Genomic DNA, 11,930 nt, shown 5'->3' on the forward strand with positions numbered 1-11,930 from the left:
CGGCTTCCGCCCGTGCGGGGCAACGGGCGGAAGCCGTCCGGGAGCACGTGTGCAAGAGGTCAGCTGGCCTCGTTCTTGACGCGCTTCTCGATCTCGGCGATGCCCGCGTCGACCGACTTCTCCTTAGCCATGATCAGCCCGTGCTCCTCGTTGAGGATCGTGTCGATCTTCGAGGTCTTGTCGCTGACCGGCATCTCCAGGACGATCTTGTCGGGCGTGAACGCCTTCTTCGAGGTGTCGTCGGTGGGCATGCCCTCGAGACCGAAGTACGACGTCCGGATCTCGTCGGTGAGCAGGGCCGGGACGACGCCGATGGCGGCGATCGCCTTGGCGCCCTCGGGACCGGCGGCGAACTCGACGAACTTCTGCGCCGCGGCGGCGTGCTTGGCGTTCTTGTTCACCGCGAACGCCGTCGGCGAGCCGAACGTGGTCACACCGGAGGCACCGGCCGTCTGGGGCAGCGGCGCGATCGCCCAGTCGGCGTCGGTCGAGCCCTTCTTCTTCTCCGCCATGATCTTGGCGATGTACCAGGTGCCCATCGGCAGCATGGCGGTCTTCTTGGTCTCGAACATCGACGCGTAGCCGGTCTTCTGCGTCTTGGCGGTGCCGTAGTCGAGGGTGGCGCCCGCCTCCTGGATGCCCAGCGCGTTCTTGTACTGGTCACCGAAGAACTTGTAGTCCGGCCCGAGCAGGTTGCCGCCGGTCTGCGCGGCCGAGATGGCCTGCACGACCGAACGCCAGGTGTGGTGGTACGTGCCGTACACCTTGTTCTGGCCCGCGCCGCCGGTCAGCGCCTTGGCCAGGTCGGCGTACTGGTCCCAGGTCAGGTTCGTCGGATAGGGCTTGCCCGCCGCGTCGAACAGCTTCTTGTTGTAGTACAGGACCCAGAAGTCCTGGCGGTACGGGAGCGCGTAGTACTTGTCGCCCTCCTGCTTGAACGCGTCGAGCCCGTTCAGCTTCGCGCCGTTCTCCGACTTCGCCAGCGACGTGACGTCCTTCAGCTGACCCCGGCCGGCGTACCGGGCGTAGTCGATGACGTTCTTCATCGTGATGACGTCGGTGCTGTCGCCACCGGCGAGCATCGTGGTCACCTTGGTCGGGTAGTCGTCGGCCAGGATGTCGACCGGCTTGATGGTGATGTCCGAGTTCGCCTTCTGGAAGGCGTCGAACAGCGCCTTGAACTCCGGCGTGGAGTCCATGTTCCACACGCTGATGGTCAGCTCGACGGGGCCGCTCTCGGCGCCGTCGTCGTCCGAGCCGCAGGCCGCGAGCGGCGCGGCGGCGGCCACGGCCGCGCCGAACGCCAGCAACTTTCTTCTGTTCACGAGGGGTCCTTCCTAGGGAGCGGGAAATCAAGGGGGGCGGTCGTTCTGGTCAGGTCGGGCCAGGTCACCGTGATGACCGGCCCGGAGATCACGGTCTGCGGGGCCTGATCGCCGCCGTTCAGCGCCAGTCCCGCGACCTTCCAGCCGCCCATCTGGTACGCCGAGAGCCACGGAGTGCTGGTGAGCCCGCCGAGCGGAGTGGCGTCCCGGGCTTGATGGGTGCCGGAGTCTTCGAATCCGCCGAGGTCCACCGCGACGGAGGTGTGCCGATCGCCGGTGACCGGCCAGCCGCCGACACGCAGCGCCACGGCGCGGTCCCAGCCGGGCGCGCCGTCGGGGTCGACCCGTACGCAGCGGACCTCCCACGCGCCCCGGACGATCGACACGGTCGTGATCAGGGCGGCGTCGAGGACGGTGCCGGGGCGGCCGGAGCCGTGGTCGGGCACGCTGCGGTCGGGGTCGATCCAGTGCGCGCGGGCGCGGGAGGCCAGCACGGCCGCGCCGACATCGTCAACATCGCCGACCTCGCCGACCGTGAGCGTCTCGAACCCGGTCCGGTGGGTCGCCCGGCCGTCCGCGTCGAGCAGCACGACCGAGTTGTCCAGCGGCGCGTCCCAGCCCGCCTCGTCCAGCAGCGGAGCCGTCGCCGTCGAGTACGCCATCCGCGCGTACAGGGGCGAGTCGCCGGTCCGGTCGCCGGGGCGGGCGTGGTCGGTGCCGTGGTTGTAGACGCGGACGATGCCGTCGGTGTGCGTACCCACCACTGCCCAGCCGGGCGCGGCGGCGACGGTGAGCTGGTCGGCCTGTTCCACCGGCAGCGGCTGCTCCACCTCGGTCCACACCGGATGGTCGGCCGGCAGGGCCAGCCCGAGCATGCCCTTGGCCGCCCAGTACGGCGAACCCGGCCCGGAGTAGCGCTGGGCGATGGGCCGCCAGGGGTGGTGCCAGCCCAGGGTGAGCAGCCCGTCGTCGTCGGGTGCGCCGTGGTCGGCGAAGTGCTTGACGATCCCGGACGCGGTCCGCCTGATCAGCCCGGGAGCGAGCGTGGGCGACCCGGCCAGCGCGCCGACCCAGAACGGGGCGGCGGCGGCGAAGCGATAGGTCAGGCTGCGGCCCTGGATCAGCGGCGAGCCGTCGGCGCCGACGAGGCGCACCGCGTCGAGGAGGAAGCGGTCCAGCCGTTCGGCGTACGCCGGCAGCCGCGGAGCGGCGAGCTGTTCGGCACCGGTCATCCGGCTCCAGAGGATCGGATACAGGTGCAGCGCCCACCCGGCGTAGTGGTCGTAGTTTCGCGATACGCCGTCGCAGTACCAGCCGCCCTCGCGGGCGAAGGACTCGTGCGTGGCCAGGTCGGCTTCCATGTCGTCCAGCGACCACGGGCCGCCGACCGAGGCGAGGAACTGCTCGACGACGATCCGGAACCACACCCAGTTCGACCGGGGGTAGTCCTGGTCGCCGACGACCTCGGCGAGGTAGGCCACGACTCGTTCCTGCACACCCGCGTCGAGGGCGTCCCACAGCCACGGCCGCGTCAGGTCGAGGATCAGCGCGATCGACGCGGCCTCGACCTTGGCCTGACCGTGTTCGCTCGGCCGGACCCAGCGCTCGGGGGACGTGGGATCCGTGCCCGTGGCGATGCCTTGTGCGTACCAGTCGAGGAGCTGGAGCGGGTCCTCGCCGCGCTCCCCCGCGACCCGGAAGCCCGCGAGGAGCAGGGTTCGGGCGAAGCCCTCCAGGCCGTCCACATCGGTGCCGTAGCCGCCGGGCGCACCCGGCGGCGTGATGCGCGCGTGGCTGGGCGAGGCGTGCCGGCGGGCCGCCAGCAGCATGCGATCGGCCAGCGTGGTCCAGTCGTCGCGGGTCCAGCCGGTGATGGGCGAGATCGTCACGCGCTCACCTCCAGCACTTCGCTGGTGACGGCGTCGATCGGCGGCTCACCGGCGATGAATCGTTCCAATTCGGAGAGTGCCTGAGCGCTCATCCGGCGCGTCTCGGAGCCGAGCGAACCGGCGATGTGCGGGGTGATCATCACGTTGGGCAGCTGGTAGAGCAGGGAATCCTCGGGCAGCGGCTCCGGCTCGGTGACGTCGAGAACGGCGTTGAGGCGGCCGGTCGCGCATTCGCGCTCCAGCGCCGCGTGGTCGATGACCCCGCCACGGGCGGTGTTGATGACCGTGGCCCCGTCGGGCAGCAACGCGAGTTCGCGTACGCCGATCGCGTTGCGGGTCTGCGGCAGCTCCGGCAGGTGCAGCGACAGGATCTCCGACCGGGTCAGCAGCTCGTCGAGGTCGACCAGCCGGCCGCCGGCGGCCGCCACCGAGGCGGCGTCCGCGTAGGGGTCGGTGACCAGCACCTCGGCGGTGTCGAGGGTCTGCAGGCGCTCGACGACACGGCGGCCGATCCGGGAGAACCCCAGTACGCCGATCGTGCGCCCGAAGTTGGACAGATCCTCGCGGGCGGCGACGCTGTACCAGTCGGCGCGGTTCGCCCGTGCCTGGGCGGCCAGCAGATGCGCCTTCTTCCCCGCGAAGATGATGGCGGCCAGGGTGAACTCGGCGACCGGGGTGGCGTTGGCCTCCGCCCCGCTGGTCACCAGGATTCCCCGGTTCCACACCTCGTCGGAGACCAGGCTGCGGACGCTGCCGGCGCAGTGCAGCACCGCGCGCAGTTTCGGCGCGGCGTCGAGGCGATCAGCGGTGAGCGTCGGGCAGCCCCACGAGGTGAGCAGCACCTCCGTCTCGGCCAGGCGGGCGCGGGTGTGCGGCGCGTCGAGGTCGTCCGACCAGATCGGATCGCCGAGGTCGGCGAGCGACCTCAGCCGCCGCATCTCCTCCGGGCCGAACTGGAGGCGGAAACTGTCGGGCCGCATCACGAGCAGTGCCTGCGGACGGTGCATGCGATCGGGCCTTCCGGTGTTCCTCGGCGAGGGGGTTCGTTTGTGTTCGTTTTTGTTCGTTCGATCGGGTGACAGGGAGTCAATCGCATGGAGAACTGCACCACAAGGGTTCGTTACCAGTCTGTAACACGATATGGCTCGGAACTGGCCGCACTTTTGTGATCGAATCTGATCGGTTCTGACCGAAACTTGATCACGACCTGATCACCACCTGATCACCGAGGGGGTTCCCGTGCCGTCGACACCGAGGCGCACAATCGAGCTCCCGACCGCGCTCTCCCCCATCGCGGACCCGTCGACCCTGGAGGCGCAGCAGTGACCGTGTCCGAGCCCCCGCTGCTGCCCGCGGAACGACGCGAGCGACTGCTCGCCGACCTGCGCGTACGCGGGACTCTGCGGGTCAGCGACATCGCCCGCTCGCTCGGCGTCACCGCGGTGACCGTGCGCCGCGACATCGCCCAGCTGGCCGGCGAGGGTGCGATCGAACGCGTGCACGGCGGCATTCGGCTGCCGCGCCAGGCCGGTCCGGCCCTCTCCCCCGCGGTGTCCCCCGCGTCGCCGTCCTCTCCCATCGCGTCCCCATCGGGTGACGACGACGCGGCGTCCATATCGGACGAGTCCGAGCTGGCGTCGGTCGGCATGGTCGTGCCCTCGCTGGACTACTACTGGCCCGCCATCGTGCAGGGCGCTCGCGACGCCGCCCCGGACCTGGGCGTACGCATCGTGCTGCGCGGCTCGTCCTATGACGACGTCGCCGACGTCCGCCGCCAGGTCACCTGGCTGCTGGAGTCGATCGGCATCCAGGGTCTGCTCATCGCCCCGCCGACGGTCGGCGCCGAGGCCGCCGAGCTGATCGCATGGCTGGCCGGGCTGGGCATTCCGGTCGTTCTGGTCGAACGCACCGCAACGGTCGGTCCCTATCACGAACACGTCGAGTCGGTCAGCACCGATCACGCGTTCGGCGCCAGCCTCGCCGTGCGGTATCTCGCGTCCGAGGGCCACCGGCGCATCGGCTTCTTCGCCTCGGCCACGAGCCCGCACACGCCGAAGGTGCGGCTCGGCTGGCGGGAGACGGTGACCGAACTGGCGCTGGAGCTGGCCGGGACGCCCGACGTCATCTCCCCCGACCACCGTCACCCACAATGGAGCGATGAGGTCGACCGGGCGCTCGACGCCTGCGTCGCCACCGGGACGACCGCCCTGCTCGTGCACTCCGACCGGGAGGCGATCTCGCTGGTCGCCCGGTGCGAGGAACGTGGCATCCGGGTGCCCGGCGACCTCGCCGTGGTGGCGTACGACGACGAGGTGGCCGGCTTGGCCAACCCCGCGCTCAGCGCCGTCCGGCCGGCCAAGTTCACCATCGGTGAGACCGCCGTCCAGCTGCTCGCCCAGCGCATGCAGACCGGTCCGGACCGGCCGGTCCATCGCGTACGCGTCAGCCCGCGGCTGGTCGTCCGCGACTCCAGCGGCCTTCGCTAAAGCGTGATCCAGTACCGCCGGGTGCGGCCGAGCACGGTGTCGCGCACGTCTTCCAGGACGCCGCCGTTGCGCTCGATCGTGCGCGCCGAGCCGACGTTGCCGTCCTCGCAACTGATCATCACCCGGTCGAGCCCGCGTTCCTTGGCCCGCTGCAACACCTGGCCGAGCGCCCAGCCGGCGCGCCCACGGCGGCGGGCCGACGGGCGTACGCCGTAGCCGATGTGACCGCCGGCCTCGGCCAGGAAGTCGTTGAGCCGATGCCGCAGCGTGATCGCACCCAGGATCTCGTCGCCCTCGGCGATCCACCAGTAATCCGCGTGGACCCGCCCCTCCGCCACCGGCACCGATGCGTCCGACTGCCGCCGCAGGTACGCGACCCAGGCCGCGAACCCGTCAGGCGTGGACACGTCGTAGTCCGCCGACACCCCGGTGCCGTGCATCTGTTCGCCGGCCCACTCGTCGCGGAACTCCAGCCAGGCGCGGTGCCGGTCGGCGGCCGGTTCGATCAACTCCATGCCCTCACCGTAAGCACCCCGACGGGATACCCGCTTCCCAATTACCTTCCGGGCGGTGTTCACTTCTGACCCATGGGACCGGTCTTGTCGCACGTGCTCGATGTCCTGCCACAGTTCCTCCTGGCCTGCCTGGTGCTCGCGATCCTGCCCGGCCCGGCGACCGCACTGTTCCTGCACCGCTCGGTCCGCGACGGCCGGGCCGCCGGGCTCGCCGCCGTCGCCGGGAACGAGATCGGCATCTTCGCCTGGGCGCTGGCGGCCGGCAGCGGCTTGACCGCCCTGCTGCAGGCCAACCGGATGCTGTTCGACGCGCTGCACATCGTCGGCGCGGGCGTCCTGGTCTGGCTCGGCGTCTCGGCTTGGCGCAGCGCCGGTCGCCCCGAGCCGGCGGCGCTCGCCGACCTGGCCCCGCCCAGCGGGCGTACGCCGGCCGCCGCGTTCCGCGCCTCCCTCGTCTCGATCGCCGCCAACCCCAAGGCGGCGGTGTTCGCCTTCTCCTTCTTCCCCCAGTTCCTGCCGGCCGACGGCGCCGTCTTCGGCACCACTGTCGCGCTGGCCGTCGTGCAGGTGATCCTCGACAGCGCCTACTGCGCCCTCATCGTGCTGCTGGCGGTGCGCGTACGCGATTGGCTGGCACGGGCGACCATCCGGCGTCGCCTCGAACGCACGCTCGGCGCCATCCTCGTCGCGCTCGGCGTGCGCCTCGCCGTCGAGACCCGCTAGTCTCCGGCTGACCCGGGGCCGCGGCGTACGCCCACCGGCCGGTAGTGTTTCGGCGTGGATCTGGACGACATCGCCACCCGGCTCGGCGTACCCCTCGACGACGTCGACCGCGTTCACCGGCTCGCCGGTGACCTGCCCTCGGCTCCGTTGCCCGCCAAGGCCGACGCCCCGGCGATCCTCGCCCGGCTCGCGGTCCAGCCGGACGACCTCGCCGAGATCATGGCGGGCTGGCCCGACCCCGACTCCCCACAGTGGACGCCCGAGCTGCGCTGGCTGCTCGACCGTTCCATCGCCCTCGTCCGCGCCGACCTGGGCGGCTACGACTGGCTGCCGCCCGGCCCGGAGCTGCCCCGCGACCGGGGCCCCGCTTGGCGACACCTCTACGTGTACGCCTACCTGGCCCTGGCCGACGTCGTGCTCGCGTACCACCGCGACCACGGCATCGCCGAGGGCGTCTCCTGGGCGACGCTCGCCGACCTGGGCCGCAACCTCGCCGTCGACCGCCGGATGAACCGCGAGGGCTGGCCGGTGATGCAGGCGTGGCTGACCCTGCACGCGCGCGGCGGCCTCTACGAACTGGGCCGGCTGCAACACCAGCGCGGCGAAGACGCCATCGGCCTGCACATCCCCGAGGCGGGACCGCTGAGCCCCGAGGCCATCACCGCGTCGCTCGACGAGGCCCGCGAGTTCTTCCCGCGCCACTTCCCCGACGAGCGGTACACGGCGTTCTCCTGCGGCTCCTGGCTGCTCGACCCACAGTTGCGGGACTACCTGCCCGCCGACTCGAACATCGTCCGCTTCCAGCAGCGCTTCGAGCTGGAACCGTACGAGGCGCCCGAAGGACTGGACGCCGACGTCGAGGTGCGGCGCTTCGTGTTCCGCAGCCTCACCACGCCGCTCGACCAGCTGCCGCGCCGGACGGTGCTTCAGCGCGCCGTCGCCGACCACCTGATGGCCGGCGGGCACTGGTACTGGCGCCGCGGCCGCTTCGACCTCTAGTGCATCAATCGGGAAGACTCACCGGGCCGGCTTTCTCGCCCGATGTGAGCTCCACCGGGTGGGAAGCGACTGGGGGCACGGCGCTCTCCGCTCAACGCGACCTTCACGTCGGCTTCATACCAAGGCCATTGCGCATACCAGCGACTAGGCCGTTGGCGAAGTCGGCTGGCGCGCCTCGACGGCCGATGACGGCTCAACGAACTTCGCGGGGTCGGTCTATCTCACCTGCTGTGACTGTCTGAGTAGGACTGTCCTCTTGAGATGACCCGTGGCTCTTCGTGATCATCTTGGTGTCGAAGCAAGTTGGTCACAAGTGAAGAGCCACGGGCATGGATGGTGCTACGACCCGGCTGCTGGGCCCGGAGGGCCTGGCCGTCACCAGCGTCGAGGATGGGCAGGTGGGGCCGGTGGTGCACCTGGTCCCCACGGATGAGGCGGCACGGCGGTGTCCGGAATGCGGCACGCGGGCGCGGCGGTCGAAGGGCCGGCGTTCGACGCGGCCACGGGACCTGCCGACGGGTGGGCGTCGGCCGAGTCTGGTGTGGCGCAAGCGGCGATGGCGGTGTGACCAGTCGTCGTGCCCGCGTCGGTCGTTCACCGAGGCGGTCGGCTCGGTATCGGCCCGCAAACGGCTGACCGTCGGGTTGCGCGCATCGGCCGGGGCAGCGGTCGCCGACACCGGTCGCACCGTGGTGCAGTCCGCCCGCGAGCACGACGTCTCGTCGTCGGTAGTCGCGGCGGCGTTCACCGAGCATGCGGCCCGGGTGCTGCCCGTCCAGCCCGAAACGGTCGAGGTCCTCGGCATCGACGAGGTCCGCCGAGGCCGACCGAAATGGGTCTACGACGACCAGGCACAGTCCTGGCAGACGATCGTCGACCGGTGGCACATCGGCTTTGTCGACCTCTCCGGTGGGCAGGGCCTGCTCGGACAGGTCGAGGGCCGCACCGCCGCCGCAGTCGTCGAACGGCTGGCGGCCCGTCCCGCCGACTGGCGGCAGCGGATCCGCCACGTCGCGATCGGCATGAGCACCGTGTTCAAGTCCGCCATCCGTCAGGCCCTGCCTCACGCCCAGCTCGTCGTCGACCACTTCCCCGTCGCCCAACTGGCAAACGCTACGGTGACCGAGGTCCGCCGCTGGGTCACCATCCAGGTCCGCGGGCGGCGCGGCCGCAAAGGCAACCACGAGTGGGAACTGCGCAACCGGCTGACCCGCCGAGCCGACAGCCTGTCCAACGACCACCTCGCCGAACTGCAGGCCGACCTCAAGCTGCTACCCAAGCGCATCGGCACACCAATCACCGCCGCATGGAACACGAAGGAGGACCTGCTCGACCTGCTCGCCCTGGCCCACACCAACCCGAACCGCGAACAGATCGCCGACCTGCTTTACCGGTTCTACTGCGGGTGCGCCGCATCCGGACTACCGGAGCTGGAGCGCCTGGCCACCACGGTGCAGACCTGGTGGCTGACGATTCTGGCGTTCATCAACACCGGCATCACCAACGCCGGCAGCGAGGGCACCAACCGGATGATCAAGACGATCGCCCGCGACGCCTACGCCTTCCGCAACCCCGTCAACCAGCGGCTACGAACCCGGTGCGCGACCACCCGGCGAGCCCGCGGACACCTCGACCCGCGCTAACGCAGACGGCGAAGGACGAGAACAATCCTGTTCGGATATCGGGCTCCCATCGATGATCGGCGCACCTGATTTCGTCTGATACTGCTAGCGTCAAAGCCATGATCAGCCAGGATCGGAGAGGACGCCGAGGCCTCCGCTGGGCCGCAGCGGTCGTGATCGTCGTGTCGGCGGGCCTTTTGTCGGCTTGTTCTGACCACGACGAACGGGCGTATTCCTACGACTCCGGCGACATGTCGTTGGAGAACGGCGTCAAGCTCTACGGCCTCATCATGCCTGACTGTCCCTACGACGATGTGCATTACGCATTGGTCGGGGACTGGGGACACGATATCTATCTGAGTTTCTCGGCCTCCTCGGAGTGCATGCTGTCGTTCCTCAGGGTCAACGCCATGGAGGGCGGCGAACCGGCCGGTGCGCCGGGAGCGTATTTCCAGCTCGCCGCCAAGACCGACGAGGTGGGTTGGTCCTTCCCCATCGACCATAGCTATGTCAGCTATCACGGAAATCGGACCGGCGGACGGCCGCTGGAGATCATCGTCGACACGACGGCTGACAAGCAGGTCCTCTACCTCTTCGGGTTCCCTGTCTAACCCGGCCGCGCTGACCATTCGTGGAACCGGCCGGTCTGCTCCCGCCTGACAGCGAGGGCGCCAACCAGTTGATCAGGACCGTTGCTCGCGACACCATCGGGTTCCGCAAACCGGTCAACCAGCGACTACGCGCCCGAGCTGCGATCACTCGACGACCCCGAGGCCATCTCGACCCCCGCTAAGCTCGTTGAGCCCCGATGACCGACCTCGCGCGTCCGCCTGACTGCGCACGCCGGACTCCGTCCGCCCGACAGCGTCGCCCACGATGGCACCTTCCATCTGCGATTTCGGGTCCGATTCCGTGATCATGCTCCCGTGGTCTGCGCGAAAGGCCTCTAAGCGCACGCCATCGGCTGCATGATCTTGCGAGGCGGCCTGAAGTCGCAGCCACGGGCGCACAACATGCGCACCTGTCCGCGTCGCACGTGTCGTCCGCGTCGTCCGTGTCGTCGTCGTGGCCGTGCGCCGCCGCGAGGGTGTTGAGCCATGTCGCGGCTCAGCAGCGTCGGTGGAGGGTGTTGCGTACTGGTCTTCGTTGCGGGTCGACGAAGGCCGGTGGGAGAAATTCGGGGAAGCCGTCCGGTCTCATGCGGACTTCCCAGTGCCCGTGGTGGATCTCGCGATGATGGAACCCGCAGAGCAGGACGCTGTTGGCGAGGCAGGTGTCTCCGCCATCTGCCCATGATCGGACGTGATGCCCGTGGCACCACTGAGGCGGCCGGTCACAACCTGGGAAGGCGCATCCCTTGTCCCGCAACACGAGTGCACGGCGGAGCGGCCCGTCGATCAGCCGCCGGGCACGGCCCACGTCGAGGACCTGGCCGTCACCGCCCAAGACGGCGGGGATGATCATCGCGTCGCACGCCAACCGTCGCACGGTCTCCGGGGTGAGCAGGTCACCGGTGTCGAGCAAGCCTGCGCCGACCTTGGCTTGGAGGGCGTCCCACGGCAGGGTGATCGTCAGGTGTGGCTTCTCGCCGCCGTTGTCGGGCAGCTCACCGGCGCTCATGATCCGCTGGCACACCTCGACAAGAGCATCAGCCCGCCGGGCACCCGCTGAACGCAGGTCCGGCTCTCCTGGCAGCACCCGAGCCGCAATGCGACCGTCATCTGCCGCATCAGCACCACGTCCCGCGCCCGCGCAGCCCGCATCCGCACACGCACCGGTGCCGTCCGCGTTGGAGCCGCCTGCCATGGGGAAGCTGCCGGTCGCGTCCCCGCCCGCGCAGCATGCCACGGTCAAGCCGCCTGCCGCGTCCGCGCCCGCGCTGGCCACAACCGCGCCACCCGGCGCATCGAAGCCGCCTGGTGCGTCCGGAGCACCAGCGAGCCCAGTCGCAGCGGCAGCGGTTGGTGCGGGCTTGCGCGGCCCGGACAACGGATCCAACGCGGTCCGCACGATCGCAGCCATCTCCGCATCCAGGATGCCGCGAACGCGGTATTCGCCCTCGCCATACGGGATGAGGGTGAAGTCACGGCGGTCGTAGGCCGACCGCTCGGCGCGTTCCAGATCGCGGCGCAGGCGTTCCTCCGCGATCTCGGGTGCGACCAGCTCCAGGATCTGCGACCGGTGATTCTCCAGCGTCTCCGGCCGCAGCCGGTCGTCGGCAGCCAGCTTCGTCAACACGTCGGCGGCTTTCGCCTTACCCGCCTCGCTGACCGCCGATGGCAGATCGTGCACGGTCTTCGTGATGACGCGCGCCTGGTCGACGGTGACCCGCCCCGCTGCCAATGCTTCCTCGACAACCGGTGTCTCCGGC

At 70.0% G+C, this 11,930-nt stretch carries 10 protein-coding genes; 5 read left to right on the forward strand and 5 right to left on the reverse strand.

The window, feature by feature from the left end; translation table 11 throughout:
* Positions 1-59 precede the first annotated feature (59 nt).
* From AB0M47_RS39250 to AB0M47_RS39260, 3 genes are read right to left on the reverse strand one after another with little or no spacing between them, the layout of a single operon-like run.
* Positions 60-1,325 carry an extracellular solute-binding protein gene (locus tag AB0M47_RS39250; protein WP_363423277.1) on the reverse strand — a complete coding sequence of 422 codons (1,266 nt, stop codon included), beginning with the start codon at positions 1,323-1,325 and terminating at the stop codon, positions 60-62.
* Positions 1,322-3,214 carry a DUF2264 domain-containing protein gene (locus AB0M47_RS39255; RefSeq protein ID WP_363423279.1) on the reverse strand — a complete coding sequence of 631 codons (1,893 nt, stop codon included), beginning with the start codon at positions 3,212-3,214 and terminating at the stop codon, positions 1,322-1,324. The genes AB0M47_RS39250 and AB0M47_RS39255 overlap by 4 nt, the downstream gene beginning before the upstream one ends.
* A complete protein-coding gene (locus AB0M47_RS39260) occupies positions 3,211-4,221 on the reverse strand; it encodes a hydroxyacid dehydrogenase (RefSeq protein ID WP_363423281.1) in 1,011 nt (336 codons plus the stop codon). Before AB0M47_RS39260 ends, AB0M47_RS39255 begins: the two co-directional genes overlap by 4 nt.
* A 321-nt stretch (positions 4,222-4,542) precedes the next feature.
* On the opposite strand from AB0M47_RS39260, the gene AB0M47_RS39265 reads away from it, so the two are divergent.
* A complete protein-coding gene (locus AB0M47_RS39265; RefSeq protein ID WP_363423283.1) occupies positions 4,543-5,700 on the forward strand; it encodes a substrate-binding domain-containing protein in 1,158 nt (385 codons plus the stop codon).
* On the opposite strand, the gene AB0M47_RS39270 is transcribed toward AB0M47_RS39265, so the two are convergent.
* Complete coding sequence (locus AB0M47_RS39270) at positions 5,697-6,215, reverse strand: GNAT family N-acetyltransferase (protein WP_363423285.1); 519 nt, start codon at positions 6,213-6,215, stop codon at positions 5,697-5,699. The two genes, AB0M47_RS39265 and AB0M47_RS39270, sit on opposite strands and share 4 nt — an antisense overlap.
* Before the next feature lie 72 nt (positions 6,216-6,287).
* On the opposite strand from AB0M47_RS39270, the gene AB0M47_RS39275 reads away from it, so the two are divergent.
* The 4 genes from AB0M47_RS39275 (at position 6,288) to AB0M47_RS39290 (ending at position 10,170) form a co-directional block, all read left to right on the forward strand.
* A complete protein-coding gene (locus AB0M47_RS39275; protein WP_363423287.1) occupies positions 6,288-6,938 on the forward strand; it encodes a LysE family translocator in 651 nt (216 codons plus the stop codon).
* A 54-nt stretch (positions 6,939-6,992) separates the two neighbouring features.
* The gene (locus AB0M47_RS39280; RefSeq protein ID WP_363423289.1) at positions 6,993-7,937 is read left to right on the forward strand and encodes an acyltransferase domain-containing protein; all 945 of its coding nucleotides are present in this window, start codon (positions 6,993-6,995) and stop codon (positions 7,935-7,937) included.
* A gap of 329 nt (positions 7,938-8,266) precedes the next feature.
* Complete coding sequence (locus AB0M47_RS39285; protein WP_363423291.1) at positions 8,267-9,580, forward strand: ISL3 family transposase; 1,314 nt, start codon at positions 8,267-8,269, stop codon at positions 9,578-9,580.
* Between the two features lie 98 nt (positions 9,581-9,678).
* On the forward strand, positions 9,679-10,170 hold the full coding sequence (locus tag AB0M47_RS39290) for a hypothetical protein (protein ID WP_363423292.1): 492 nt from the start codon (positions 9,679-9,681) through the stop codon (positions 10,168-10,170).
* Between the two features lie 496 nt (positions 10,171-10,666).
* Here AB0M47_RS39290 and AB0M47_RS39295 read toward each other — a convergent pair.
* Positions 10,667-11,930, reverse strand: a 1,264-nt coding sequence (locus tag AB0M47_RS39295; RefSeq protein ID WP_363423294.1) for a DUF222 domain-containing protein, incomplete at its 5' end; no start/stop codon positions are given.

This window comes from Hamadaea sp. NPDC051192 (genome assembly GCF_040682475.1).
GTDB lineage: Bacteria > Actinomycetota > Actinomycetes > Mycobacteriales > Micromonosporaceae > Hamadaea > Hamadaea flava.

Excerpts from the sequence above, each read along its gene's own strand:
- AB0M47_RS39260 (WP_363423281.1), bottom strand. The coding sequence starts at position 4,221 with ATGCACCGTCCGCAGGCACTGCTCGTGATGCGGCCCGACAGTTTCCGC.
- AB0M47_RS39275 (WP_363423287.1), top strand. The coding sequence starts at position 6,288 with ATGGGACCGGTCTTGTCGCACGTGCTCGATGTCCTGCCACAGTTCCTC.
- AB0M47_RS39270 (WP_363423285.1), bottom strand. The coding sequence starts at position 6,215 with ATGGAGTTGATCGAACCGGCCGCCGACCGGCACCGCGCCTGGCTGGAG.
- AB0M47_RS39285 (WP_363423291.1), top strand. The coding sequence starts at position 8,267 with ATGGATGGTGCTACGACCCGGCTGCTGGGCCCGGAGGGCCTGGCCGTC.
- AB0M47_RS39290 (WP_363423292.1), top strand. The coding sequence starts at position 9,679 with ATGATCAGCCAGGATCGGAGAGGACGCCGAGGCCTCCGCTGGGCCGCA.